We start from the raw sequence: 26771 nt of genomic DNA, 5'->3' as shown, positions 1-26771 counted from the left end.
TCTCTCCTCAGTTGGACCTGTCGTGGATGTCCGGAACACGGTCGCGGCATCCATTGGGAAACTGGTTGTCAGGTGTGGTTACGCCGTTCATCGGTCACCGTCTGATCGTGAATGCGGCTGCAGCGCTCAGCACACAGCTGGTGGCGACAATCGGAAAGACCAGCGAAGTGTCACCAGCGCCGTCGATCAGGTGACCGATGAACGGCTCGGCGGCGCCCGCGAAGACGTACGAGAAGCAGTTGACCACTCCCGTGGCCGTGCCGGCCATCCGCTTACCCACGAGATCCGGGCACAGCGCCCAGAATGACGACTGCGGTCCGTAGACGAAGAACCCCGCGAGGAACAGCACCACGATTCCGCCGTAAGTGCCCAGCTCGGCCAGCCACAGCGTCACGGCACAGACCCCGCCTGCCAGCATGAACAACATGATGGGCCGGTCGCGCCGCGAGCCGAAGAACCGGTCCGACAACTGGCCGTTCGTCAACGCCCCGACAGCCATACCGAAAGGCAGCGCGACCGTGATCCACAGCGGACTGATCCCGCCGTCGCCCGACTTCCAATCGGAACCCAGGAAGTGCACCGGCACCCAGATCAACAATCCATACCGCGCGGCGTTCTGGAAACCGATCGCGACACCCGTGGACCAGATCTTCCGGTTGCGAAGCACCAACCGGTACCGGGTCAACGACCGCTCCTGATCCTCGCCATCGACCTGGGGCTCCTCGATGACCTCTTTCTCCGTGTGCGACGCCGGCGGCTTGACACCCGCAGCCTTCGGACTCTCACGGGCAACCAGAAAGAACGTGATTCCGCCGACGAGCATGAGCAGCACCGGGATTCGGAAGATCCAGTGCCACGAAAGGTGGAAGGTGTCGACTACAAGGGTCGAGGTGACGAAAGCGAGAACCGAGGCCATGCCGGCCGCGAAGGTGTAGAAGCTGAAGCTCTTTCCGCGTTCGTGCGACCCCCACCAGTTGGAGATGACACGACCACCGGACGGCCACCCTGCTGCCTGGACAAATCCGTTCGCTGCCCATGGCACCGCGAGCGTCTTGGCGCCGACCGCAAAACTCGTGCACCAGTTCAGGATCGTCGAAACCACCGCCCCCGCGGTCATCAGGCGGTGGCCGCCCCACTTGTCCGCGAGGTTGCCGTTGATCATCTGTCCGAGTGCATAGGACCACAGCATGGCGCCACTGATTGCGCCGAGCGTGGTCTTGCTGAGCCCCAGATCCGCCTGGAGGCCAGGGATGGCGAACCCGAAAGTCTGCCTGCCCGTGTAGAAAAACAGGTAACAGAACATCGCAGCGAGCAGCATGCGCCACTTCAGGCGCGAGTACTTCTGTTCGGATACTTCGACAGGATCCAACTTCGGGGGCTTCTGGAACGTGCTGGACATCGTTGTTCACCGATCCTTTGCAGTGCTGACCATTGCTTTGACGGGGGATGTTGTTTTCTGGTGCTGTGCGGCGAGGGTGGTCGCCACCCAGAAGGCGTCGTAGTTGTGTACGTAGGCGAGGTCGCCGTAAGGCTCGTCGAGTGCGGGCGGCCTCGGCAGTTCGCGATTGACGATGAACGGAATCTGCAACTCCCCCAACGCGCCGTGCGAACGCAGGGGAGCGTCCAGGCCGCTCAGGTCGTGCCAGTCGGCGAAGCGGCCCAGTGCCGTTCCGGCCTCAGCCAGCACTACGATCTCTCCGATCCGGTCCGGGGGAAGCGCGTACAGCCGCGCGGCCTCCTCCCGGAGGTGCACCGCCTCTACGCCGTCCAGTGCCCGCAGGGCGGCGCTGACCGCGTCCAATTCGGCGCCGGCGGGCAGGTATACGCTCGCGAACGAGCCGAGTGCGCCGTGGTGGACGGTGTACGGATCGGTGATCGGCAGGATGACGCGCACCCCGTCGTGAGCTTGATCGTCGGAAACTTCTGGCAGTCCGAGGATTCTGCGCACCTCGTCCTCGACGTACAGGACGCGTGGTCGGCCGTCGTCGTCGCTCTTGGAACTCATGCCGTGGTCAGCGGTGAGTACCAAGGTGGCGCCGAGCTCATCGATCTGAGCGGCGTAGGAGTCGATCATCGCGTAGAAGTCGTCCGCCGCCGCCGTACCCGGTGCGTGCTTGTGCTGGACGAAGTCGCTGAGCGACAGGAACATCAGGTCCACCCGACGCGAGGCGAGAATGGCGACACCGGCGGCGAGGACGAACTCGCTGAGATCAGCCGAGTACACGCTCGGTTGGGGCTTTCCGACGAGCTCGGTCACGTCGGCGATGCCGTTCTCCACGACCGTGGCGTCGTCAGCGCTCTCCGCGGAGAAGCACACGCCGGTCCTCGACGGAGCGACGAAGCCCGGAGCGCCGTCGAGTCCCGGGCCCTCGTCGACCAGGCCGGCGCCGAGAATCCGACGAAGCTTGTTCTTCGCCGTGACGACCACGACGTCGAGCCCGGCCTCGTTCGCCGCGGCGAAGATGGTGGGTCCCCGCAGAAAGCGCTTGTCGTTCATCAGGGTCTCCTCGCCGCTCTCGGGGTCGAAGAAGTAGTTGCCGCTGATGCCGTGGAACGCGGCCGGATGCCCGGTGGCGATCGAGACGTTGTTCGGGTTCGTGAGTGCGGGTATAGCGCAGTGCGCGGGCCATGAGCTGGCACCTCCGTCCAGCACCCGGGTGAGCCAGGGCATGCGTCCCGCCCTCATCGCCTCGATGTGGTAAGCGGGCTCACTGCCGTCGATACAGATGACGACGACGGGAGTGTCCGGCACGGAGTACGTCCGACCGTTGACCGTGAACGAGGTCGATCCCACGTTGGGCTCCTGGTATTCGCGCTGAAGAAGTCACGTTTCACATTGCCCGTGATCGCGGTCACGCAGAACCCGGTTTCTGCTTATCGAGGTCATAGCCGAAACGCAATAGGAGCGCACCGCGCCTCGGACGGAATCAGACGAGACCCAACTGCGGAACGCCACTGCGCCACACCTGCCGCACCAACGGAGTGTCGTCCGCAGCATCGACGGCAACGAGATCGGCGGCGAGGCCCTCCGCTATCTCCCCCCTGTCGTGAAACCCGGCCAGGCGCGCCGGACCCCGCGTCACCAGGTTCAAAGACTCAGCCCAGGTGGCACATTCGTCACGAGCCAGGCTGTACGCGGCCGCCAGCATCGAGGCCGGGTGGTAATCGGAGACCATCGCATCGACCATGCCCGCACGGACCGCGGTGCGGGCTGACAGCCATGTCAAGTGCGAGCGCCCCTGCCAGGCATTCGGAGCGCCGACGACGACCCCTAAGCCGAGGCGACGTGCTTGCGTCGCCGCCTCGAGCGTGAGAGGGAACTCCGAGATGGTGGCTCCGACCCGCGCCGCTGCTGTGACGTCATCGATCGTGACATCGTCGTGGGATGCCAGCGCGATCCCAGCCCCGCGTGCCGCGTCGGCGACGCGCGATCTCGCGGCCGTGATGTCGCGAGCCCGGTCTGCCCGCCCGGACGCGAGACGATCCCACTCCTCGGGAGCAGCCCGGTGCCGCCCGGGGTACAACCGGTGCCAAGCCCCACCGTCGAGGGCGTATTGCCCGACGCCGGGCGCGTGGACCATATAGGAGACGACCCGTGCGAACCCGCCGTCCACGAGCTCCGTGGGGAGTTCGGCGAGTTCCGCGCTCAGCTCGAATCTCAGATGCAGATAACTGTCGGTCCTGAGTCGACGTCGCCCGGCGCGTAGCGCCCGCCACCACTCCGCAGGATGAGCGACGTCACCCCAATGTGTCAATTCCTCGTCGACGGTCACGCAGACGCACTGCGTGGTGACGCCGTTCGAAATCGCCTCCGTGTCGGCCTGAACGAGGGTGGAGCCCAGCGGGAAACGCGTACCCGGCCGAGGTTGTCGCCGCCGGTTGACGCTGTCGCAATGCAAGTCGACGACGCCGGGAATCAAATCCAGCGATCGGATGTCGACGACCCGGCCGCCGCGGGGGCCGTGCCGACCCACCTCCTCGACGAGACCGTTGCGAATGGTCACGAAGGGGCCCGCCACCTCGCGTCCGCCGATCAACGCACGGCGGGCGCGCAGGGTGACGAACGAATCCTCCATGGGTCTCCGAGTATGCGCCGTCGCGGCCGACTCCCGCAGGGAGACCTACAGACCCGCGACCGGGAGTCGCCACACTCCAAAGCCAATAGCGCTGCAGCACTACGGCATCTAGGCAGCTTCGGGAGTGCAGATCGCGGCAACCTCGATGCGCGTCGACCGATTCAGAGCGCCGACCTGGTGTACCCACCATCAATGTTGTACGCGACGCCGGTGATCCAGGCCGCGGCATCCGAGGCCAGGAACGCCGCGAGCGCCGCCACTTCCTCGGGTCGGCCGAATCGACCCATCGGGACATCGCGCCGCGCGACACGGTCCAGTACCGCGTCGACAGTCGACGTCGACTCATCGAGCATGGACTCGGCCATCCGCCGCCACAGCGGCGTGTCGATGCGCGCCGGACAGATGCTGTTCACGGTTATCTTGGGAGCAAGTTCGTTGGCCAGGGTCTTGGAGAATGCGAGTACGGCCGCCTTCGCGGCGTTGTAGTCACCGCGGCCCGCCGGCGGCTGGTGCCCGTTAACCGAGGAGATGTTGATGATCCGCGCGTGCCGACTCCCGAGCAGGTGCGGGATCGCCGCCCGTGAACAGCGGACGGTGCTCATGAGTGAGGTCTCCAGCATTTCCGCCCACTCGAGGTCGCTTGTCCGCCAGTCGTGTCCCATGATGGAGTCGCCGACGTTGTTGACGAGAATATCGATGCGGCCGTAGTACTCGGCGACCTCGCCGGTCATCCGTTCCACGCTCGCCGTCTGGCGCAGATCGCCTTCGAACACGTAGGGAGTGGAGGCCAGGTCCTCGATCTCAGCCGCGGTCTCCTGCAGGGCAACTCGGCCACGCGCACCGATGGCGACCGACGCGCCGAGGCCGGCGAACTCCAGTGCGATTGCGCGGCCTATCCCCTTGCTGCCGCCGGCGATCAGCGCGACCCGGCCGGTGAGGTCGAGGTTCAATACCACTCCTGACTGTTGCGAACTCGTTGAGCGGCGACACACGAGCGCCGATGTGAAACGCGCACGGCACCTCACCCCGTTGGTCACGACCGCGTCGACATCGACCGGCGTGCTGATCGCCGGCGCGTCCCGAACTAGCCGGGCCCGTCACTGGCGGCCGCGAGTAATGGGAGTACCACGTCGCTGACCGGCGTTGGAATGCCGTGCGCGCGGCCGAGGCGGCGTACCACGCCGTTACGGCTGTCCCATTCCAGGGGGCGTCCGGCCTCGCGGTCGGCGAGGATCGAGGTGCCCATGTCGGCGGGGAGAGCGTGGAACTTGTCGACGATCTCCTGCGCTGCGTCGTCACCGAGGTCCGCGCCCTCGGCGCGGGCGACGGTGACGCATTCCCCCGCATACGCCAGTGCCAGTTCGGTGATGTCGGCGCGGGTGAACATCCCCGCCCGTCGGCCGGTGAGAACCTGCAGTCCGGCGACCGCGTTCTGCAGCAGTTTGCGCCACGCGACGGTCGTGAAGTCGGCGGCGACGTCAACGGTCACGCGAGTGCCGTGCAGGGCCGCGAGCGGCATGCTCGTCGCGTGGGTGTCTGGCAAGCTCAGACGCGGTTCGCTTCGGAGCCAGACCGAGCCGTCTGACTCCCGCTGCGCCGGGAACCACACGACGGCGGGCAGCACCGCGCCGCGCGCGTAGGGCGCTACGAGCGCCCGCTGCTCGACACCGTTCTGCAGTACGCAGATCACGGTTTTCGCCGAGCACAGCGCCGACAGCCAGGGCCCGGCAGCCTCGACCTGCGTCGCCTTAACAGCAAGGAAGACCAGATCGAACTCGCCGGTGATGTCTGCCGGATCGGTGCGAACTGGTCCCGGTACAACGATGCAGCCCCCGTCGTGGCGCAGTTCCAGGCGCTCGCGCCCCGAGCGTCCGCAGATCGTCGGCGTGCGCCCCACCTCGTGCAGGGCCGCCGCCACTGTGGTGCCGATCGCCCCGGGGCCGACCAGAGCTACGGTTGGATTCTCAGACGTCGTCATCACCTCGTCGCGCTCGTCGTCTGTTCTCGCAAGACGTCGCCTCCCTCCGATGCGGAGTCGGCCGACGGCCCGAGCGACGACGGTAGCGCGTCGAACTTGACTAATCAAGAGGAACGCAGGCCGGGCGAGGCCGCCGCGCGGACTGTTCCGATGCCCCAACCGGCGGGCGGCGCCGCTATCGCCGCCACGGCTGCGGGCGCGGCGAGAGCGAGGGGCGCAGTCTCGTTGACGACCGCCGACACACCGCGCCGGACGAGCTCTGGCACCAAGTGCGTAGCCGAGGCACCTCAACCCCAGCAAATTTCCGGGACGGGACGGCAGGCCGTGAGACGCGTGCGGTGGCCAAGCAACCGCGATCCCGGGGTTGTGACGATGACGCCAGCCCCCGGAAAGTCTCATCACCTCATCTCGACGACCAGATCGACCGTATCGGGTCGCAACCAGGTCTCGCCGAACTCGATCACCCGCCCACCCGAGCGGGGGTCCTCCAGCAGCGCCGAGAGTCGATGGACCATCGGTGCGCCGCGGAGCTCGAGGTGCTTCGCGACATCGGCGGGAGCGGGCCGCAACTCCACCTTCGCCCAGGTACGCGTCGGCCGCATGCCGTACTGGTCGACCAGAATGTCATGCAGCGACGCACCGTCCGACAGTCTCGAGCGGAATCGGGGCAGCAGATCCCCGGGAAGGTAGCTGGTGGTGCACGTCGCAATCAGACCGTCCACGAAACGTCTTCTCAGGAGGACGAATACCCGCTGGCCTGGCCTGATTCTGAGCTGCTCGGAGACCCACTTCGACGCTGGCCTCTCGTGCAACCACACCGTCGAGACGCTCGGCGTACCACCGGCGGCCCGAACACTTGCACTCCAGCTCGGTGAGGATCCTGGGCTGACGACATAAGGGAGACGACGAGCGACGAAGGTTCCCCGGCCCTTGCTTCGCCGGACGACGTATCGGCGCTCCAGCTCCTCGAGAGCCGATTGAGCGGTGAGGCGGTTCACCGCAAACCGCTTCGCGAGTTCGTTCTCGGAGGCGACTTGAGTACCCGGCGCCAGCAGCCCCAACTCCTGCTCGAGCAGATTCGCGATCGCCTGATACCGCGGTCCAGTGTCGTCGGCCAACTGCCGCCCCCTCTGTCGCAGACTCGGGCGGTCCCGCGTCCACGTCACGCCGCCGGGCGACTCCGCCCGCATGCGCAGCCACGCAACCTCGCGCAAATCCTACTGCACGCACGACTTGGAACGGCCCCGCCCGGTGGGGCTTGGTGCACCCACGCGCAGAGGACGGCATGCCTGCCCAACCCGGCCCGGCCGCCTGGGGGATGTCAGCCCGCCCTCCTGGACCGGAACAGGTCGCCGCGGTCCTGAGCCCTCAATGGTCCCGCCCTCTTCGCAGAGCTCCAGGACTATACTTGACTAGTCAAGCGACGGTAGTCGAGTATGGGTTGCGTTCCCACCACCGAAAGGCGCCAAGCGTTGTCCAGCCCACACTTCTCCGTCTCCGACATCGTCGACATCCTGCGCCTCGCCGAGGCGAGCCCCTATGAGGACGAGGCGGTAAACCAGCTGCAGCACGCTCTGCAGACCGCGCAGCGAGCACGTGACGCCGGCCACGACGACGTCATGGTCGCCGCAGCTCTCCTCCACGATATCGGCCGTGCGCCAGCGGTTCTCGCGCACTATGGCGATGGCGTGCACGAACGCATCGGCGCGCAGTTCTGCGCCGACCACATCTCGCAGCGTGCGGCCTACCTGGTCGGCCAGCACGTACCGGCCAAGCGCTATCTGGTCGCAACCGACCCTGCTTACGGTGATGCCCTCAGCCCGGCGTCCGTCCGATCTCTCGCTCGCCAGGGCGGCCCAATGACACCTGCGGAAGTCGAGGAATTCCGATCGCACAAGTCGTACTCGGAGGCGGCTCAGCTCCGCCGCTGGGACGACGCCGCCAAGGATAGCGGCGCGGTCACAGACGACCTCTCTTCGTATGAGGCCATGTTGCAGAGAGTTTGGTCAACCGCTGCGCCAGCCGATCCGAAATGACCTATGGGCCGCGCTCCCGCGGGATCCGCTCGGCCTCGACGACTGACAGGTCGGCACCCGCATTGGCCAGCAGTCGTCGCTTACTGACGGCGTCGGCCTCCCCGACGACGGTGTCAGTGTCGCGCAGCAGCGGCGCTACCTGCTCCTCGAAGTAGGCCCTATCGGTCGGTTCGTCGCACTTGCCGGCCAACACCAGTGGGATATCCGCCTGGTGTGCGGCCTCCGCAGCCAGGTGCGCACCCTTGTACGGAGCATACCTACCGAGGAACAGTGCGTAGTCCTGCTTGTCCTACTGGAACGGCGATTTTTGGACACGCAGTGAGTTATGCACTCGCTCAACCGAATTGTCGTCCGCGCAACTTCTTGCTGGCGGTGGCCTGTGTGGTCTCGGGACATAGGTGACGCATTGTTATCGGGACATGGTTACCGTTGTTGGTGACGGGTGGCGTTGAAGTTGCGGATGGGTTTGGTCGATGTTCGGGCGTGCAGTGACAGTTCTGTGATGCCATCGAGCACTCGGAGTGGTGATCTTCGACCACGACGGTGACGATGAGCCCGGCATGGGTTCGTCCGACTCGCAGTCGCTGCCCGGCGACCATGACGACACCATCTTTGGGGACTCGCCGCTGCACACTTTGCGGTCCAGCGGGCGGTGGTGCGGGAAGTGTCGACGTCGCGGGACGGGCTCCCCGTATTACTCGAATCTCGTTAACGGGAACGGATTCGATAGTGTCTCGAGTAGCATGTTGCCGGCGGTGGCGTGGATCAGGCCGGCGTCAAATCGCAGCGCGACTCTGGTCCCGGCGATGCCAGTGCCCAGTGCCAGTTCCTGACCGTGGACGACGACGATGCCGTCGCGGTTAGCGGTGCGCTCTAGCTCGATCGGTGTTGAGCGGCTGTTCACGCTGTCGCCGGTCGGCGCGGGGGCGGCGGGGTCGGGTCGCCCTATGCGAACTCCGCGCAACGATAGGCGTTCGAGGTCGGCGGTGGTGACTCGGGATGGGACGGTCTTGATGGCCTCGTCAGCGTTTAGGATGTGGGTGCAGGTCAGGTGAATCCACAGTGTCACTGTCCGTCCGGCGTAGTTTTTGCCGATCCAGAGCTGCTGCAGGCCTGCGATGACGACGACGCCCGACGGCGGCACGCGGGCGTCTTAATGGGCTGGGGGGCTGTGGTGACGGCCGGTAACGCCGTCAGCGGGAGGGGCCTGGTGGTTCGTCGGGGCGGAGTAGCCCTTACGCAGAGCAGAGTTGAACTCCCGACCTCACAATGATGCGTCAGATGCCGATCAGGGTGTCACCGCGCAGCATCGGCACCGCCAGCACCGACCGCCAGCCATCGCGCAGCAGGACGTCGAGGTAGGGGTCCAGTTCGGTGTCGGCGAGATCCGGGATCTCGAGTGTGTTGTGCGCCAGCGCAGCACGGCCCAACCGCGTCGAATCCCGATCTATGGTGATGGCGCTGAGCTGCTGGAGCAGTTCGGCGCTGCTGCCGAACGCGGCGCGCATCCTCAGCACGTCGGCGGCTTCGTCGTATTCGAGGATCGACCCGCCGTCGGTCCCCAGGGTGATGTCACCGAAGCCGAGGTTGGTCAACCGGACGGCGTTGCTGACGATCCGGTCCAGCACCTCGTCGAGATCGAGGCTGGAACCCACCGCCTCGCCCACTTCGCGGAGGGCTTCCAATTGGGCGACTTTGTTGGCCAACTCGCCGCCGCGCGCTTCCAGCGCACGCAGCAGTTCGACCTGGCGCAGCACGATGGCGCCTTGGACGGCGAACTCCTCGAGTAGCTCGCGTTCGTGAACATCGAAGGGCGCCACGTCGGTTCGCCACAGCGAGAGCACGCCCACCACCTCGTCCTGGAGGATCATCGGGGTGGACATCAAGGTGCGGAACCCGGTGAGGCTCTGCAGGTCGAGGCGCCCGTATTCGGAATCATTGAGCACGTCGGCGATCTGATGGGTCTTCTTGTCGGCCGCCGCTCGCCCCACGGTGGACGAGCGGTTGCGGGCGATGGGTTGTTCGAGCAGATGCTGCCGGTAGGTGTCCGGGGTCTTGCCGGACACCCGGGACAGCCGGAACATGTCGCCGTCGAGCAGGAACAACTGTGCGGCGCCGGCGCCGCACAGTCGCGCCGCGTATTCGACCACCGTGTCGAGTACGGCTCCGGGATCGGCGACGTCGCGGCCCAGCGCCGCGAGGATCTCCCGACTGGCTGCCGACTGTTCCCGGGCGTCACGCAACTCGCGGAGCAGATCGGGCGAATCACCCGAAGAGCTTCCTGTGACACCCGGCGGATCGGCCACAGTTCCCCCCTTTAGGACCTCTAGCCATTCTGTGCCCTCAGGCGGGCCGCGGCAATACACGTCCGTCAGATGGATTCATTCTGCCGTTGTGGCAGTGGAGGTTTCGCCGTTCATGGGCTGCGCAGCACCGTGATCGTGGTCCAGGCCCCCACGTGGATGCGGTCACCGTCGGCCAGCGGGGTCTCGGCGCCGTTCTTCAGCAAGGCCTCGCTGTCGTTGAGGCTGGTGCCGTTGGTGGAGCCGAGGTCGGTGATGGTCAACTCCGCACCGTGCAGGCGCAGCACCGCGTGCTGGCTGGACACCCCGCGATCGCTGGGATGGATGCCCAGGTCGATCTGCGGTTCGATACCCTGGCCGGCATTGCGCCGACCGATGAGGGTGGCGTTGTCCTGCAGCGTGATTCGTCGTTCCGGGAAGAACTGCGGGAACTCCACGGTATCGGGTCCGCCGCGCGCCAGCACCCGGTTGTAGAAAGCGCGGTCGGCGGCCACCACCGCGGTCCACACCGTCTGCTGTGCAGCCGGTGTGGCAGCCGAGGACGTGACGGGCGCCGGAAGCGCCGAGTCGTGACCACAGGATTCACAGAACCGGCCACTGATGGGCGAACCGCACGCCGGGCACGATGCCGGTTCGGCAACCGGCGCAGCCGGTGCGGCGGCGATCGCCGAACCGCAGACGTCGCAGTAGTCCGTCGCCACGGATGTGTGCCCCTCGATGCAAGTGGGCATCAGGACTCCTTCCGCACCCGGGCCGTCTTCGTCGACCGCGCGTCCAAGGCCATCTCGTCGGCGGCGGCCACTTCCCGGCGCAGTCGCGCGGTCCCGGTCCGCTCATCCACGTCGATCACGCCCCGCAGCAAGGTGGCGGTCCCGTCGTTGCCGGACTCCACCGCCAGTTCCATGGCACGCTGCAGCTTGGCGGTGGCGGTGGCTTCGTCGCCGCTCTTGCGCGCGCTCAACCCTTCCTGCACGGCCTGCGCCAGTTCCGCCTGGCCGGTGTAATGCGCCACCCGCCTGCTGATCCGGGCGGACAACGCGGAATCGGCGGTCCACACCGCTTTGACCAGCCCCTCACCCAGCACCTGATCCCCCGCCACGACTGTCACCCGGGCGGCGAGCTTCTCGCGTCCCACCGCGGCGGGTTCGACGTCCACTTGCACGTGGTAGTCGCGCTCCTCGGCGCCCCAGGATCCCAGCGGATACTCGCCCGTCTGGGCGGCGGTGTCGACACGCCGGGCGGTCAGGTCCTCGACGGTCGGCGCCACCTGTTTGACGAACTCGATGCGGGCGCCCGCCGGGGTCCACAGCCGCAATGTCATATCGGCGATCGACTTGGCCATGGAAGTGCGCATCATGCTCGCAAAATCCTCGGCCAGGTCTTCGGGGTCGGCCACGATGTCGACGGTGCCCAGGAGAGCCGAGGCGATGGCGCGGAGCTCTTCGACCTGCCAGTCGGTGCCCACTCCGCGGCAATCACAGGTGAACTCGCCTTCGGACAGCCCGATCTCCTGGCCCAGCTGTTCGGGGGTCTCGTGTTCGTCCTTGCCGTCGGTGAGCAGGATGGCATGGGTCAACGCGCCGGGGCGTTGCCCGACGATGCCCCTGACATGAGCCAGCCATTTCCCGATCGCGGTGCCGCCGTTGGGCCGTAGCGAATCGACCGCGCGAGCCGCCTCGGCTCTGGTCGTGGGGTTGGCCGGGGCCAGCCCGCCCTGAGCCGGATAGACACTCTTGGCTTTGTCTGAGCCCGCGATCACCGTGAAGTGGGTCCCGTCGACGAGTTCGTTGATGGCCGCCAGCGTCGCGCGTTTGGCGCCGTCGAATTTGGAGGCGGGCGACAGCATGGAGGTCGAGGTGTCGATGACGATGGCTTCCACCCGTTCTGGGGCCGGGGTGGTGGCGGCCAGCTCTGCGCTTGCGGCGATGCTGACGATCGCGTCGACTGTGCCGCTGCCCTCGGCCAGATAGGGATTGTGGTCGACGTCGACGGAGATACCCTGCTGCGCAGCTGAACTCATGGTGTTCCTCCGATCGGGACGATGACGACCGTGATGTTGTCCTGGCCACCCGCGGACAGTGCGTACTCCACCAGCGCCTGTGCGGCCGAGGTGGCGTCCCCGGCCGCACAGAACCGCGCGAGCTCCTCGGCCGCGGGCAGGTAGTTCCACAACCCGTCGCTGCACAGCAGCAGGACCCCCGGGCCGGTGACGGTGAGGTTCTGCACGCTGTCCTCAGCCCAGGGCTGGGGGTCGGCATCGGCACCGAGCCAGCGGGTGATGGTGTGCGCGCCGCGCAACACGGCGGGCGAGTCGGCGGGCAGCCCGGTGGCGATGAGTTCCTGCGCAAGCGAATCATCGACCGTGAGTTGGCGGGCGGCTGCCGGCGGGGCGGGCAGCCAGTAGGCCCGGCTGTCACCGACATTGCCGATGGTGATGGTGGCAGAACCGTCGCCGGCGGGCAGGACCGCGGTCGCGGTGTAGGTGCACGACGGCGCGGTGGCCGGGTCGGCTCCGGCGTGCGCTGATGCGGCGGCCTTGGTGGCTTGGGCCAAACCGGCCAGCGTCGCCGCCCGGGTGTCCGCCCCCGCCGCCAGGGCTGTCAGCATGGCGTCCACGCCGGCGGTGGCGGCCGCCGCCGACGCCAGCTGCGCTTCGTCGGAGGTGGAGACACCGTCGCTGACGGCGATCGCATAACCGGTGAGGGAGCCGTCACCACCTCTGATCACTCCGGCGGCGGCGGCGTCCTCGTTGCGGCTGTGTTCGATACCGCGATCGGTGACCAGTACCACGCCGCCCAGTTCGGCCTGGTCCCGGTCGGGTGCCGCACGCCGGTGCCCGCAGGCACTGCAGTACCCGTCGGTGAAGGTGGTGTTACCGCAGTCCTGACATGCGGCGCCGGTGTCTTGCATCGATCGTGGGATGGTGACCCTGTGCAGGTCCGCCAGTGGGGCACCGCAGCTGCCACAGAACCGGTCGGCGGTCGCCACAGTTGCATCACAGCGTGGGCACGTCACAGGCGTGTCCTCGGCCGGACGCCGTTGGCCTTCTCCACCAGCGTGATTCGTTCCCACATGTCGGCGGTTTCGTGCGCGAGGTCGCGGTAGCACCGTTCCATCCCGGCTCGGATCCCCGGTTCGGTGAAGTCGGCGCCCAGCAGCCGCGGCGTCGACGGTTCCTTCCCGGTCTGCAGCCAGCTCAGCGCCGCCTCGAACACCCGAAGTTTGATACTCGCCCGCCGCTCCGCCGACTCCAGGGTCAGGGCCGCGGCCCGGGCGCCGGCGTCGGTCAGCGTGGGCTCGTCCACGGTGTCCGGGGTGCTGCCGTCGAGTAGCGCCTCGATGGCGGTGACCCGGGCCGCGGTGTACTGCGCGGACGCGGGCACCACCTGGTCGAGCGCTGCGACGGCACCTGCGCGCTCCCCGGCGCGCGCCCGCTGGCGCGCCAGACCGAATGCGGCGCTGACGTACCCGCGATCGGTGCGCCAGACCGTTTCGTAGTACTTTGCGGCGCGGTCATAATCGCCGCCCAGTTCAGCGGCCGCCGCGATCGCCACCTTCGGGGCGAGCTCGCCGGGCAGTGAGGCCAGCACCGAGGTGAACTCTTCGTCGGCGAGATCGAACTGTTTCTCCAGCAGAGCACACTGTCCGCCGTACCAGCGCAGCCGCCAATCGTTGAATATGACGGAGTTCAGCTCGGCGAGCCGGGCCCGGGCCACCGCGGGGTCACCGAGTTCGAGCGCCGCACGCACCAGACGCAGCGGTATTTCCACGGAGCTGTCTGCGCGCTGCCGGGTTCCGCTGTGGGACAGGCGAAGCGCCTGTTCCAGCTGTGCGGGTGAGGTGCCGCTGGTGGTGGCCAGCAACGCCGCGCCGCTGTCATTGGGGTCGACGACCGGCACCGACAGGGTGGCCACCACCTGAGCCGGTGTCAACGGCTCATCCGATCCCGCCCCGAACACCGCGCGTTGCGGGCTGAAGTAGTGCGACGTGCGTGGCTGCTCGGCGCCGGTGTCGGTGGCGACGATCTCGTGCAGTACACCGGTGAGCTGATCTGCCAGCTCCTCCATCGACGAAAAGCGTTGTGCGGGATCGGCATCGGTGGCGCGCTGAATGGCCAGGTGTAGAGATTCGTATTTGGCCAACACGGGAACGGTGTCAGGGCCGGGCAGTGCCGCAACGAAGTGCCCGTTCTCCTGCGGCACGTCCATCACCAGGACGGCGAGGGTGCGACCCACGGTGTAGACGTCGCTGGCGACAGTCGGTCCGGTATGGGCGATCTCGGGCGCCTGATAGCCGACGGTGCCGAACAGGGAGCTCTCTTTGTCATCCATCGAGATGACGGCGCCCAGGTCGATCAGCTTGAGTTGCTCATCGCTTTGCATCACGTTGTCGGGTTTGAAATCGCAGTAGGCCAGCCCCTGGGCATGCAGATAGCCCAACGCGGGGGCGATCTCGATGATGTAGGCGACGGCCAGATCCGGCGGCAGGGGGGCATTGCGGGTCTTGCGGATCTGTTTCAGCGATGTGCCGCCGACGAACTCCATCACGATGTAACCGACCGCGGTGCCCGCCCGGTCGACATGCTCGACGAAGTTGTAGATGCGCACGATGTTCGGGTGCTCCACTTCGGCCAGCGCCAGAACCTCGGCCGCCGCGGCCGCGATGGCGTCGGCGTCACTGGAGTTGATCAGCCCCTTCAACACCACCCACCGGTTGTGCACATTGCGGTCGATCGCCAGATATATCCAGCCCAGCCCGCCATGGGCGATCGCGCCCTGCACCTCGTACTGGCCACCCACCAGGTCGCCACGGGAAAGCTTGGGGATGAACGAGTACCGGGTGCCGCACTGCGTGCAGAACCCCTCGGTGCGGCCGGGCTGATCATTCTGCGCGCGCCCTACCGGCTTGCCGCACTGCGGATTGCCGCAGAACCGGTTCCGTTCGGGCACCTGCGGGTCGGTGAGGATGGCCGCGGCGGGGTCACCTTTCGGCATCCGGGGAACGGCGACGATTCCCGCGCCGAGGCGGCCGCGCACACTGGCCGAGCGGCTGGAGCCGGTGCGGGCGGTGACGGCCGACCGGGCGGTCGCGACGCTGGGTGCGGCCATGGCGGCGGTGCCCGGCGCCTCGACTTCCGCAGGCGCGGTGCCGCACACGTTGCAGTAACCGTCGACGACGGTGCCATCGCAGCCGGGTTCGGCACACTTCATCGGGTATGTCCCCGCTTCTCGGTGAGCAACTGCTGGAAGTCTGCCACCGCGCGGGTGACCGCGCGCAGATCGCAGGGCCGCCGGGACAGCAGACCTGAGGCGATACGACCGCAGGCCAGCAGATCCCGGTCTTCGCCCAGGCCCAGCCGCGCCGCCTTGGCCTGGTAGGCGCTGAGCCTGCCGTTGAGCTCGGCCCGGCGGTCGAGCAGGCCTTGCGCGAGTTCGTGGTCGTCGCGGGCTGCCTGCAGTGCGTCATCGATGCGCTGCCGTAACGCACGCAACGCCCGCGGATCCGGTGCGGTGAGCGCCGCCAGCGCGGCGCGCAATCCGGCTTCGGTGTTGTCGCGTACCGGGAACGCGCCGGCGAGCACCACTTGCTCGGCGTGGGTCCTGGTCTGCGCGGCCTGTTCGGTGACGCGATGCAGTTCGTCGAGTTGCACTGCGGTATCCGTCAACGCTGATGGCCAATTCGCTTTCACTGCTTGCAGTTCTGCCAGTTCATCGAGGCTCTGCGTGACGCGCTCGGCGATGGCCGCGACACGGTCGTCGATGTCGCTCGGGCTCAGTGACAACGGGTCGTGTGCCGAGGTGTGCAACAACTGCGCCATTTCCGGCGGTGCGGGGGTGCCCGCGTCCTCGAGACGCTGCTGCCACGGCGCAAGGCCTTTGGCCACAGCGGCGTCCACCGCGTCCACTGCGTCCAGGAATTCGACCACCCCGGGATAGGTGGCGCGCATGCGGTCAGCGGTGTCGGCCAGCCCCACGAACTCGACCGCCTCGGCGGGACTGGCGATCTCGCGTTGCGACAGTGGGACCGGCCGGCGCGCCACCTCGTAGTGCCGCTCCCGCAGCAACCGGGTCATCTCGGCGCGCTCGTCCTCGTCGAGCCGCGATCCCCGCGCCCGCGTGGCCCGCGCCGAATCCAGAATGGCGCTCATCCTGCCGAGGTCTTCCCACAGTTGGGTCAGCACCGTCTCGATCACCGTCCAGCGTTGAGCGGTGAGACCGGTCGGCGGGTACCGGCGCAGGTGCGCGAGTCCAGGGTGGCTGTCCAGTTCCACCATGGTGGACGACATGGCGGCCACTTCCCTACTGCGCGAGTCGAGTTCGCGATCGATTTCGTCGGTGCTCAGCGCCGTCATGTCAGTCCTCGTACCGTGCCGCCGGCGGACCGGGTGACGGGCCGAAGCTCTGCAGGTGGGTCGCATAGAGGCGCTCCCAGGTGCCGTCGTCGCGGAGTCGGTCCAGGACTCCGTTGACGAATCGAACCAGGTCGGCATGCTCCTTGTTGATCCCCACACCGTAGGGCTCCACACCCAGGCTCTCACCGACGATCTCGACGGTGGGATCCTGACGCGCCAGGCCGGACAGCACCGCGTCGTCGGTGCTGATCGCGTCGATCTGGCCCTGCTGCAGCATCACCAGGCAATCGGTCCAGGTGCTGACGCTGGTCAGTTCCGGCCGGGGGTCGAGCCCGTACAGCGCTGCCAGCGACGTCGTCCCTGCCACCGCGCACACCCGCTTCCCGGAAAGTGCTGCCGCAGAATCGATCCCCGAGCCTTTCAGCGCCAGGATGCGTTGCTTGGCGTTGTAGTAGACGGTGGAGAAGGCGATGTTCTGTTTGCGCGCGCAGGTGATCGAGAAGGTTCGCACCACCAGATCCACTCGCCCGGACTGCAATTCCGATTCGCGTTGGCTGGCATCGACGACACGCAGGTCGACGCGGTTCGGGTCGCCGAAGATGGCCCGGGCGATCTCCCTGGCGATGTCGATGTCGAAACCCTCCAGCTGGCCGGTACCCGGGTTGCGGTAGCCGAACAGAAAGGTGTTCTGGTCGACGCCCACCACCAGGCGGCCGCGCTGCTGGATGGTCGCCATCGTCGACCCGGGCGGCATGGCGCCCGGGGCGGGCAGCGGACCGGGACGCAGACTCGCTTCCCGATCACAGTCCGCCACTGCCGTTGTCGGCATCGTGGTCACCTCGATGGCACTGGCCGGCTCGGGGTACACCGGCGCCACCGATACCGACCCTTCCGGCGTCGAGGAGGAACACCCGGCGAGCAGCGCCACCGCTGCCGCGAACGCTGCCCAGTGTGTCCTCACAGGAACTCCTTGAGCCGCGGCCACAATCCGACCACGGCCGCGGCCCCGGCCACGACCATCAACACCAGGGTGCCGGTGGGACTCCAGGCCAGGAAGCCGCCCGCGGTGGACACGTGATCGCGCAGGGTGGCCCGCGTCTGCTCGATCTCGTCGCGCAGGCTCGTTTCGACGCCGGCGAACTGCGCCGCGGACGCGTCCGGCGCGTCCCCGATCGCCTGTGTGACAGCCGCCGGGTAATCCCCGCCGAGGTAGGCCTCCACGTGCTTGCGGTGACTGTCGGTCCACTTGGCGAGGCCGTTCATCGCGGCGGACGGACCGTCGTCGAGTTGACCGTCCAGGTTCGCGACACGTTCGTTGAAGGTCTTCTCCGAGGCCGTGATATCCCCGCGGGCGATCAGCTGGAGAGTCTCATCGGTACGTGCCTGCTGAGCCAGAATGCGCGCCTGGGCCAGCTGCCCGAACCGGACGGTGCCCTCGGTCCGGCTGTCCTCGATGGCATTGCCCGCCAATGTCGTGGCCGTCACCACCCACACCAGAACGACCACCACGACGGCCCCGGACACCACCAGGCCGAGATTGAACACGCGGTTGGTGCGCGCCGCCGTGATCACCGAACTCACCACCAGCAGAACCAGGATCACGGCCAGCAGCACAAGGGTGGTGATCGGCAGGGCGCCCACGGAACGCTGGTCTGTGTCCAGCGCCGCCAGCTTGTCGTCGAAGATCTTCTCTGCGCCCGGCAGCAGTGAATTCTGCATCAGCGCCGACGCCTCCCGCAGGTAGGCCGACCCGATCGGGAAATTCTGCCGATTGTTGGCCCGTGCGGACTCGATCAGACCCGCGTAGGCCGTCAGTTGCGCCGAGATGTCGGCTGCGGCAGTACGGGTGGCGGTATCGGCGGCACCCGCCGTGACGTCCGCCAACGCCGACGCGGCGCTGGCGAGTGCGTCTTTGTAGCGGGCCCGCATGGCCGCCGTCTCGACGCCACCCGACAGGAACGCCGACGCCGCAGCGGCGTCGGCAGCCGAGAGTGCGGCGTACAGGTCTTGCGCCGCATAGGCCAGTGGCTCGGACCGGTCGAGAACTCTGGTGTGCTGCGCTATTCGCCCGTCGAGCTGGCCGCCGCTGACCACACCGGTCAGGACGCACGCGAACGCGAGCACCGCGGCGATGAGGCACAGTACGCCCGGAGTGGTACGGGCGAAGCGCCGCAACCACGCCACCGAAGCGCGGGTATCCACCGTCCGCGGCGCGACCATCGTCTTCACCACCCCCGTCAGCTACGCGTGATCGTAATCCCAGGGGGCCTTCGAGCGCGCGCTGTCGGAGATTCCGGTCAGTCGAACAGCTGGTCGAGAGCCTTCTGCTCGAGATCCACCCACCGATTCACTTGGCGGCGAATGTCTTCCACCTCGTCGGGGGTGAGGTGATGGGCTCCTTCGGGGGTGAGCCGGCAGATGTCCATCGGGCCACCGACACTCGGCGAGGATGCATCCAACGCTTCCAGTACCCGTAACGCGGCGACGACGCCGTAGTCGAGGTCGCGTTCGGTCATGCGGAAATGCGCCAGCAGAGCGTGGGCCTGCTGCGCCATGGGTGCACCGCTGCCGATGGCCTGAAAACCGGTGACCTCGTGATGTCCGAGCAGTCCATTGGGATCGAGGTCGATGATGAAAGGCTCGTCGTCGACGTACCCCGCGGCCAGGAGATACGTCGCCGGTGTACCCGCCTTCTCCTGGCCGGGTACCTGGGGGATGAAGCTGTCGTAATGGTGTTTGAACACCGGAAGCACCTTGGCCTGCAACGCATGCCCGATGTTCTTGGCCTCCATCACGGCGTCGGCTTCGTCGTGGAAGATCTGCTCGATGTCGTAGAGCACCGCACGGGATCCGCTGCCGCCCCACGCCGCGTGCCCGCCCAGCGGGTGCAGTTTCTGGGCGGGGTAACTCAGTCCCCGGCCAGGGTCGGTGATTTGCGAGTCGGATGCCAGCACGATGCCGTTCGCACATTTGATGGCTAGAACTACGGTCATGCTTCCACCGTAGGGTGGGTGGGCATGAGTACCAGCGAGAAGCGAGTGCGCGAGGAACGAGTGCGGGAGCGGATCGCGCATGAGTACTAGCGAACAGCGAGCCGGGGTGGACCTCACCAATCTCGATCAGCAACTCGGCCCCGATTCCGGTGCCACCAAACGCGACCTGGTGGACTACCTCGACGCGGTGGCCGATCGCATGCTGCCCGGGCTCGCCGGCCGGCCGTTGACGGTGCTTCGCGCACTGCGCGGACGCGCGCCGTTCATGCAGAAGAACGTGCCCAAGTACACCCCCGACTGGGTGCGCACAGTGCCACTGTGGGCCGAAGCCTCCAAGCGAGAGATCCACTACGCCGTGTGCGACGATCGCCGGACCCTGCTGTGGCTGGCCAACCAGCGTGCGATCGAATACCACCCGACGCTGGGGTTGGCCGACAACATCTATCGCCCCACTCATCTGGTGCTGGACCTCGACCCGCCCGACGGCGCCGATTTCGCCGCGGTGGTGGCCGTCGCGCACCTGGTGCGGCAGGCGTTGACCGACAGCGGGCTGGCGGGGGCCGTGAAGACCAGCGGCTCGCGCGGCGTGCACATCTTCGTGCCACTCGATACCGACTCAGCCGGCAGTGTCGAGGACGTTGCCGCCGCCACCCGGGCTTTGGCCGCCCGTGCCGAAGCACTGGACCCGGCGATCGCGACCACCGCATTCATCGTCGAGGACCGCGCCGGGAAGGTGTTCGTCGATGCCACCCGGGCCGGCGGCGCCACGGTCGCGGCCGCCTACAGTCCTCGGCTGCGGGCCGGTACCCCGGTGTCGTTCCCGCTGGCTTGGTCGGATCTGGACCGGGTGGTGCCGCACGATTTCACCGTGCTCACCGCGGTCGACGCGCTGGCCGGGCGAGATCCGTGGGCGGAGTCGATGCCCCCGGCGCAGCACCTGCCCGCCGATCTCGTCGAACAGGGGCACACCATTCCGGTGGCGCGGGTGGCGGCGATGCACGAAGGCAAACGGCGGGCGAAGGCACGGCGGGAAAGTGAGCAGAGTTGACGAACATCTGCGTCTTCCTGTCGGCCGCGGACCTCGACGTGCGTTACACCCGGCCCGCCCGCGAATTCGGTGAGTCGATCGGCGCGGGAGGGCACACCCTGGTGTGGGGCGGGTCGAATACCGGGCTGATGCGGGTGGTTGCCGACGGTGTGCACGACGCGGGCGGCCGCCTGCTCGGCGTCTCGGTCGAGTTTCTGCGGCACCTCGCCAGGGCCGATGCCGACGAGATGGTGATCACCGCGAGTCTCGCCGAACGCAAAGCGCTGATGCTGGCGCGCTGCGACGCGATCGTGATTCTGGCCGGTGGACTGGGCACGCTGGACGAAGCGACGGAGATTCTGGAACAGAAGAAACACGGCTTACACACCAAACCCGTGGTGCTGCTGAACACCGAGGGGTTCTACGACGGGCTGATTCTCCAATTGCGCAGGATGGAAGACGAGGGGTTCCTGCCGCTGCCGTTGACGGACCTCGTCATCGTCGCCGACGACGGTCCCGAAGCGCTGGCGCTGCTGACCGCAGACTTGTGAGTGCCGAATTACCCGTCTGAGTGCGACTTGGCGACACCGCCGGTGACCAGAGAATTGGCCAGCCAGTCATCAAAGTCGAACTCGCCGTCGATCCACTGGGAGGAGTCCAGCTCATCGACGTGGGCCTCGACCTCCTCGCGAAGCTGCTCGAGTGTGAGCTCGCGGTTGTTGTACAGGTATGTGGTCTGGCTGCTCATGAAATGACCTTCCCGAAGTCCGCCCGGCGGGGTTTGACTCCCCACGTTACGTGGCCTGCGGTCACGGCGAATGGCAGGTACTCGCGGCGCCGGCGTCGTCCCCACCTCACAGCGAGAAGTGATCGTCCATCACACCCAGCCAGACCTGCGCTGAATCGATGGCAACCTTCTCACTGATGAATGCGTGCTGTGTGCCGGTGTAGAGATCGCGGAAAGCTCGCTCCAACCGGCTGCCCTCCCGGATCGATGTGGTGCCTGCGACCAGATGGGCCCACTGGGCGCACTCCCGGGCGACGTCGGTGGCGTACACCGCGGCCACCCGCATGTCGGCGCGTGACGTCGGCGTCAGGTCATCACCCGACGAGACCACGGCCTCGGCCGACCCGAACGCGTCGAGCACCAGCAGTCGCGCCGCGCGCCACGCCGCCACATGATGAGCGAGGTCTTTCTGGAACGTCGGCCGGCTGGCCAGTGCCGCCATATCGGACATCCGGAACTTCGTGGCGGCCAGCTCCTGTACGTCGTCGAGCATGCTCTTGGCCACCCCCAACGCCCAGGCCGCATGGCCGGCCGCCGTCACCGGCATCATCCCCATCCGGCCCGCCGCGGCATCACCGCGTAGGGGTTCGCGGGTAAAGAGCCGGAAGGCGCGCGCCTCGGGCACGAACACATCGGAGACGTTGTAGTCATAGGAGCCGGTGCCCTTGAGGCCCTGGACGAACCAGCCGTCGGTGAAGGTGACCTCGGCGCGTGGCAGTAGCGCGACCATCAGTTCGGGCTCACCCTCGCTGATCCAGCGCATCTCCCCGTTGTCCATCGGGATGAAACCCGCGGCGATATAGGCCGAATGGCCGGTGCCCGAACCGAAACTCCACCCCCCGGTCAGGCGGTAACCGCCGTCGGTCACGACACCCTGGCCGTTGGGCGCGAACTGGCCACCCATGGTGACGCGATTGTCGTGGGCGGTGAACACCTCGGCGAATCCCGCCTCGGGCAGGTAGCTGGCCGCAGCGAAGGACGACGGCAGATTCGCAATACCCGTCCACCCGAAAGAACCGTCTTGCCAGGACATTTCGATCCACGTCTCGATCATCTCGGGAAAAGTCGGCTCCACTCCCCCGGCGGTCACAGGGTTGAAGGCCGTCATCAACCCGGTGTCCCACAGGGCGTCGACGACAGGTTGCGACAAGGTGCGTAGCCGTTCCGATTCCGCCGCCTCGGCGCGGACGAGGTCACGCAGACCGCGCACGCGCTCGGCGAGGTCGACACGCGCAGGCGCACTCGTCATCACAATCTCCTCATGGTCGCTGCCTGACCATACATACTTCGGTCATCGGATGGTTTGGAATCGGTCGACGAAAAGGGCAGCGAATGAAGAGGTTTGAGGGCAAGGGCATCCTGGTCACCGGGGCGGCCTCGGGAATCGGGCTTGCCACCGTGCATCGCTTGATCGGCGAGGGTGCCACGGTGGTGGGTGTCGATCTGGCCGACGACGGCCCGGGGCCCGGTGTCTTCTACCACCGCGCGGACGTGCTGGACGCCGGTGCCGTCGGCGCTGCCGTGGCGGCCGTGGTGGAGCATGCGGGTCGGCTCGACGGGGTGGTGCACTCGGCCGGGGTCGCCGGGGGCGGACCCGTCCACCTGGTTCCCGATGACGAATGGGACCGGGTGGTCGACATCAACCTCAAGGGCACGTTCGTCGTCACCCGGGCCGCGGTGCAGCAGATGCTGCAGCAGGACCGGGTGGCGGGCGAACGGGGCGCCATCGTGAACCTGTCGAGTATCGAGGGACTCGAAGGCACCGCGGGCGGTAGCTCCTACAACGCTTCCAAGGGCGGCGTCGTGCTGCTCACCAAGAACACCGCGATCGACTACGGGCCGAGCGGGATTCGGGTCAACGCCGTCTGTCCGGGTTTCATCGAGACGCCGATGTTCGAGTCGGTGGTCGGTATTCCCGGCATGGAGCAGGCGCGTGAAGGGCTGCGCCACGAACACAAGCTGCGACGGTTCGGGCGCGCCGACGAGGTGGCGGCGGTGGCGGTGTTCCTGCTCTCGCCGGAGGCGAGCTTCGTCAGCGGGCAGGCGATCGCGGTCGACGGTGGCTACACCGCCGGCCGCGATCACCATGTCACCGAGTTGATGGGGTTGGGCGAGCGGTGATCACGTCTGCGGTGCGGCAACTTTCTGATCTGTCGCCGGCTTGGCGGTTTGTGGCCCGATCTCCGTTGCCACCTCGGTGACCTTGGTGGCCGGGAAGCCACCGCGGCGGGCATGTTCGCGGACGGTGGCCTCGTCATCGGCCTCGTGCACACAATAGAACTTGTCGCCGGCCACATAGCTGGTGATCCACCGGTACGGCACTCCCAATGAATCCATTGTGGCGTTGGACTTCTCGGCTATCTCCGCCAGCTGGTCCTGGGTCAGCTCAGCGGCACCCGGGATATCGCGCTCGATGATGAAGCGTTTCATGATCGTCTCCTCGTTCAGTCCGGACCGGTGCGCCGGATGTATTCACTCTGAGCGCACTTCGGCGGCCGGTCATCGGTAGAAGCTCCCCATTTCCCGCCGCAGCCTGAGCCGTTTGTCGATACCATCGCCGATGTGACGCTCACCGAGCGCGAGCACGAACTCGACCAGCTCGCCGCCCGGGCAGCCACCGCTCACTCCGGCCGTGGCGGCGCGGTGATGGTCTGCGGCGAATCCGGGGCGGGCAAGACCTCATTCGCCGAAGCTGTCGTCGCCCGGTACACCGAGCAGTTCGGAGACAGCGGCCGGGTGCTGTGGGGGGCGTGTGATCCGCTGTCGACGCCGCGGCCGTTGGGCCCGCTCCACGACCTGGCCCACGAATTCGGCCCGGCCACGCGGGATCTCCTGGGCAACAGCGAGCAGTCCTTCGACATCTTCGCTTCGGTGTTCGACGACCTCAAGACGCAGCCGACGATCCTCGTGCTCGACGACCTGCACTGGGCCGACCAGGGCACCATCGACCTGCTGCGATTCCTGCTGCGACGGTCCCGCACGTCAACGCTGCTGACCATCGGCATCGCCCGCGACGACGAGGTGACCGTGACCCACCCGCTGCGGGGTCTGCTCGGCGACGTCGCCCGCTCTCCCCACGCGCAGACGGTGGTGCTGCCACCGTTGACGGTGCAGGCGGTGGCCACCCTGGTGGGCGACCGCGCCGTCGATCCCGGCTGGTTGCACCGCGTCACCGGAGGCAACGCGTTCTTCGTCTGCGAGATGCTCGACCATGACCAGGACAGCGAACTACCGACAACGGTCCGGGACGCGATCTTGGCCCGCACGGCCGACCTGGACGTCGCGGCCTGGGATCTGCTGAATCTGCTGACCTGCGCACCGGGTTCCATCCCCGATCACCTGCTCAGCGACCTCGGTGTGAGCTTGCCGGCGTTGCGCGCACTCGATGACGCCAAGCTGATCAAACGCGACGCCCGCGGTGTGGCGTTCCGTCATGACCTGTGCCGGCGCGCAATCTCCAGTGTCATTCCCCCCGGCGCCGAGCCCACTCTGCACCGGCGGTTCCTGGCTGCGCATCAGGCTGCGGCACAGTCGGATCCGGCGGTGCTCACCCATCACGCCCTCGGCGCCGGGGACAAGAGATTGATCACCTCGGCCGCGGTGGACGCCGGACGTGCCGCGGCCCGCTCGGGCGCGCACCGACAGGCGTGCGAGTTCTTCGAGATCGCCGTCGAGCAAGGTGGAATGCTCACCCCCGCAACCGAAGCCGAATTGCTCGAGCTGCTCGCCGCCGAGTACTACCTGACCGACCGGCTGGACGACGCCATCGGTGCATGCCGCCGCGCCATGCGGATTCGCCAGGAACTCGGCGCCACCGTCGCCGTCAGCGCCGATCATCATTCGCTGGCGGTGTACGAGTGGTACAACGGGAACCGCGCGGTCGCCGACGGCCACGTCGCCGACGCGATCGCCGCCCTCGACCACGAGTGCGCCGAACCCGCCACCCTGGTGCAACTGGGTCACGCGTTCTGCATGCAGGCGTTCCTGGCGGTGCAGTCCAGCCACCTCGACCAGGCCCGCAGCCTCCTCGTGCGTGCCGGTGAGATCGCCTCAGCCACTGGCGATCCCACGCTGAACGTGCGGGTGCGGCTGATCGGTTACTACTGCGATATCGCGGCCGGCGAACACGTGGTGCGTGATGACCTGCTGGCGGTTCTCGCCTCCGGGCCCAGCCACATCGACGAGGTGTATTCCGGTGGCTACACCAACCTCACCTACTTCGACGTCGAACAGCGCCGTCTCGTGGTGGCCGCCGACCTGCTGGAGACCAGCATCCCTCTGATGGTCGAACACGATCTGCCCATCTGCCGGGTGGTGCAACTGGGATCACGCAGCCGGCTCAAACTCCTCGTCGGTGACTGGGATGACGCGTTGGCCGACGCGGATTCCGTGCTGAGCGGCCTGAGTGCACCGCTGGCGCGTACCTGGCCCCTGCTGATCCGCGGGCTGGTGTCGCTGCGGCGCACCGGCGACGACGCCGGGGGCATCGACGCGGCCTGGGACCTGGCCTGCCGGTTCGGGGAACTGGTGCGGGTGCTGCCGGTGGCCGCCGCGATCGTCGAACGGGTCTGGCTCACCGGGGAGCCCGACCCCCGTCTGGCCCAGTGCCGCACCCTGCTCGACAACGCCCCGGCCACCGGGCTGGAGTGGGCGCGCGGGGAATTGGCCATGTGGCTGCGGCGCCTCGAGCCGGCGACGACCATACCGGCGGTCGCCGAGCCCTACCGGCGGCTGTTCGACGGCCAGTTCGAGGCGGCAGCCGACCTGTTCCAGGACCTGTCGACCCCGTATGACGCCGCGCTGGCCCTCGTCGACTCCGGGGATCCCAAGCTCGCCCGGCGGGCACTCGATGTGCTCGACCGGTTGGGCGCCGACGCTGTCGCGGCCAAGGTCCGCTTCGATCTGCGGGCCGCCGGTGCGCAGACCATCCCGGCGCCGCGCCGGGCGACCACCCGGGCCAATCCGGCGGGCCTCACCACCAGGCAGGTGGAAGTGCTGCGGCTTCTGGATGACGGCCTGACCAATGCGGAACTGGCCGAACGCCTGTTCCTCTCGGTCAAGACCGTGGATCACCACGTCTCGGCGATTCTGGCCAAGCTGGACGTCACCAAGCGCCGGGACGCGGTACGGCGCGCGCGGGAGGTCGGGATCCTCACCTGAGGAATATAGGTAGCTCTTCCCGATGCCCAGGGACACCGCCGGGACGGATCGTGGACACA

The 26771-nt window shown here is 67.4% G+C and carries 24 protein-coding genes and 1 pseudogene; 5 read left to right on the top strand and 20 right to left on the bottom strand.

Annotated elements, in window-relative coordinates; genetic code table 11:
* Positions 1–94: 94 nt before the first annotated feature.
* The 6 genes from AC3A6P_RS03365 to AC3A6P_RS03340 all read right to left on the bottom strand — a co-directional run bounded on the left by AC3A6P_RS03365 (position 95) and on the right by AC3A6P_RS03340 (position 7172).
* Positions 95–1399 carry an MFS transporter gene (locus AC3A6P_RS03365; protein ID WP_487688391.1) on the bottom strand — a complete coding sequence of 435 codons (1305 nt, stop codon included), beginning with the start codon at positions 1397–1399 and terminating at the stop codon, positions 95–97.
* Positions 1400–1405: 6 nt separating this feature from the next.
* On the bottom strand, positions 1406–2794 hold the full coding sequence (gene phnA / locus AC3A6P_RS03360; RefSeq protein WP_487688389.1) for a phosphonoacetate hydrolase: 1389 nt from the start codon (positions 2792–2794) through the stop codon (positions 1406–1408).
* A 133-nt stretch (positions 2795–2927) separates the two neighbouring features.
* The gene (locus AC3A6P_RS03355) at positions 2928–4076 is read right to left on the bottom strand and encodes an alpha-D-ribose 1-methylphosphonate 5-triphosphate diphosphatase (RefSeq protein WP_487688386.1); all 1149 of its coding nucleotides are present in this window, start codon (positions 4074–4076) and stop codon (positions 2928–2930) included.
* Between the two features lie 161 nt (positions 4077–4237).
* A complete protein-coding gene (locus AC3A6P_RS03350) occupies positions 4238–5026 on the bottom strand; it encodes an SDR family NAD(P)-dependent oxidoreductase (RefSeq protein WP_487688383.1) in 789 nt (262 codons plus the stop codon).
* A gap of 134 nt (positions 5027–5160) precedes the next feature.
* Positions 5161–6054: an oxidoreductase gene (locus AC3A6P_RS03345; RefSeq protein WP_487688380.1), complete on the bottom strand. Its 894-nt coding sequence runs from the start codon at positions 6052–6054 to the stop codon at positions 5161–5163.
* Between the two features lie 398 nt (positions 6055–6452).
* Positions 6453–7172, bottom strand: a complete 720-nt coding sequence (locus AC3A6P_RS03340) for a GntR family transcriptional regulator (RefSeq protein WP_487688378.1) — start codon at positions 7170–7172, stop codon at positions 6453–6455.
* A gap of 354 nt (positions 7173–7526) precedes the next feature.
* Here AC3A6P_RS03340 and AC3A6P_RS03335 point away from each other — a divergent pair, with 354 nt between their 5' ends.
* Complete coding sequence (locus tag AC3A6P_RS03335; protein ID WP_487688375.1) at positions 7527–8090, top strand: HD domain-containing protein; 564 nt, start codon at positions 7527–7529, stop codon at positions 8088–8090.
* Positions 8091–8118: 28 nt separating this feature from the next.
* Here AC3A6P_RS03335 and AC3A6P_RS03330 read toward each other — a convergent pair.
* The 11 genes and pseudogenes from AC3A6P_RS03330 to AC3A6P_RS03280 all read right to left on the bottom strand — a co-directional run.
* Positions 8119–8436: pseudogene (locus tag AC3A6P_RS03330) on the bottom strand (glycosyltransferase family 4 protein); the annotation flags it as partial.
* A 348-nt stretch (positions 8437–8784) separates the two neighbouring features.
* Positions 8785–9234, bottom strand: a complete 450-nt coding sequence (locus AC3A6P_RS03325; protein ID WP_487688373.1) for a hypothetical protein — start codon at positions 9232–9234, stop codon at positions 8785–8787.
* A gap of 133 nt (positions 9235–9367) precedes the next feature.
* Entirely contained in the window at positions 9368–10396 is a 1029-nt protein-coding gene (locus AC3A6P_RS03320; protein ID WP_487688370.1) for a GAF domain-containing protein, read from the bottom strand.
* A 110-nt stretch (positions 10397–10506) separates the two neighbouring features.
* Positions 10507–11124 carry an FHA domain-containing protein gene (locus AC3A6P_RS03315; protein ID WP_487688367.1) on the bottom strand — a complete coding sequence of 206 codons (618 nt, stop codon included), beginning with the start codon at positions 11122–11124 and terminating at the stop codon, positions 10507–10509.
* Positions 11124–12413, bottom strand: a complete 1290-nt coding sequence (locus tag AC3A6P_RS03310) for a vWA domain-containing protein (protein WP_487688365.1) — start codon at positions 12411–12413, stop codon at positions 11124–11126. The genes AC3A6P_RS03315 and AC3A6P_RS03310 overlap by 1 nt, the downstream gene beginning before the upstream one ends.
* Positions 12410–13303 carry a PP2C family protein-serine/threonine phosphatase gene (locus AC3A6P_RS03305; protein ID WP_487688363.1) on the bottom strand — a complete coding sequence of 298 codons (894 nt, stop codon included), beginning with the start codon at positions 13301–13303 and terminating at the stop codon, positions 12410–12412. The genes AC3A6P_RS03310 and AC3A6P_RS03305 overlap by 4 nt, the downstream gene beginning before the upstream one ends.
* Before the next feature lie 101 nt (positions 13304–13404).
* Positions 13405–15603, bottom strand: a complete 2199-nt coding sequence (locus AC3A6P_RS03300) for a serine/threonine-protein kinase (protein ID WP_487688360.1) — start codon at positions 15601–15603, stop codon at positions 13405–13407.
* Entirely contained in the window at positions 15600–16745 is a 1146-nt protein-coding gene (locus tag AC3A6P_RS03295) for a hypothetical protein (RefSeq protein WP_487688358.1), read from the bottom strand. The genes AC3A6P_RS03300 and AC3A6P_RS03295 overlap by 4 nt, the downstream gene beginning before the upstream one ends.
* A gap of 1 nt (position 16746) precedes the next feature.
* Positions 16747–17706, bottom strand: coding sequence for a glutamate ABC transporter substrate-binding protein (locus AC3A6P_RS03290; RefSeq protein ID WP_487688355.1), 960 nt, complete (start codon positions 17704–17706; stop codon positions 16747–16749).
* Complete coding sequence (locus AC3A6P_RS03285) at positions 17703–18965, bottom strand: hypothetical protein (protein WP_487688352.1); 1263 nt, start codon at positions 18963–18965, stop codon at positions 17703–17705. Before AC3A6P_RS03285 ends, AC3A6P_RS03290 begins: the two co-directional genes overlap by 4 nt.
* A gap of 77 nt (positions 18966–19042) precedes the next feature.
* On the bottom strand, positions 19043–19738 hold the full coding sequence (locus AC3A6P_RS03280) for a proteasome protein (protein WP_487688350.1): 696 nt from the start codon (positions 19736–19738) through the stop codon (positions 19043–19045).
* 79 nt (positions 19739–19817) lie between these two features.
* Here AC3A6P_RS03280 and AC3A6P_RS03275 point away from each other — a divergent pair, with 79 nt between their 5' ends.
* Positions 19818–20786, top strand: coding sequence for a DNA polymerase domain-containing protein (locus AC3A6P_RS03275; protein ID WP_487688347.1), 969 nt, complete (start codon positions 19818–19820; stop codon positions 20784–20786).
* Entirely contained in the window at positions 20783–21316 is a 534-nt protein-coding gene (locus AC3A6P_RS03270; protein WP_487688345.1) for an LOG family protein, read from the top strand. Before AC3A6P_RS03275 ends, AC3A6P_RS03270 begins: the two co-directional genes overlap by 4 nt.
* Before the next feature lie 8 nt (positions 21317–21324).
* On the opposite strand, the gene AC3A6P_RS03265 is transcribed toward AC3A6P_RS03270, so the two are convergent.
* Both AC3A6P_RS03265 and AC3A6P_RS03260 read right to left on the bottom strand, forming a co-directional pair.
* Positions 21325–21513, bottom strand: a complete 189-nt coding sequence (locus tag AC3A6P_RS03265; RefSeq protein ID WP_487688343.1) for a hypothetical protein — start codon at positions 21511–21513, stop codon at positions 21325–21327.
* 106 nt (positions 21514–21619) lie between these two features.
* Positions 21620–22801, bottom strand: a complete 1182-nt coding sequence (locus tag AC3A6P_RS03260; protein WP_487688340.1) for an acyl-CoA dehydrogenase family protein — start codon at positions 22799–22801, stop codon at positions 21620–21622.
* An 83-nt stretch (positions 22802–22884) separates the two neighbouring features.
* Between AC3A6P_RS03260 and AC3A6P_RS03255 the strand changes: the two genes are divergently transcribed.
* Positions 22885–23673, top strand: coding sequence for an SDR family NAD(P)-dependent oxidoreductase (locus tag AC3A6P_RS03255; protein WP_487688338.1), 789 nt, complete (start codon positions 22885–22887; stop codon positions 23671–23673).
* On the opposite strand, the gene AC3A6P_RS03250 is transcribed toward AC3A6P_RS03255, so the two are convergent.
* The gene (locus AC3A6P_RS03250; RefSeq protein WP_487688335.1) at positions 23674–23982 is read right to left on the bottom strand and encodes a DUF4242 domain-containing protein; all 309 of its coding nucleotides are present in this window, start codon (positions 23980–23982) and stop codon (positions 23674–23676) included.
* A gap of 132 nt (positions 23983–24114) precedes the next feature.
* Here AC3A6P_RS03250 and AC3A6P_RS03245 point away from each other — a divergent pair, with 132 nt between their 5' ends.
* Positions 24115–26712, top strand: a complete 2598-nt coding sequence (locus AC3A6P_RS03245; protein WP_487688332.1) for an ATP-binding protein — start codon at positions 24115–24117, stop codon at positions 26710–26712.
* The last annotated feature ends 59 nt before the right edge of the window (positions 26713–26771 follow it).

This window comes from Mycobacterium sp. Soil_C_30, from assembly GCF_057656995.1.
The sequence above is the reverse complement of the archived record's forward strand: the minus strand, read 5'-3'. Positions and strand labels throughout refer to the sequence as shown.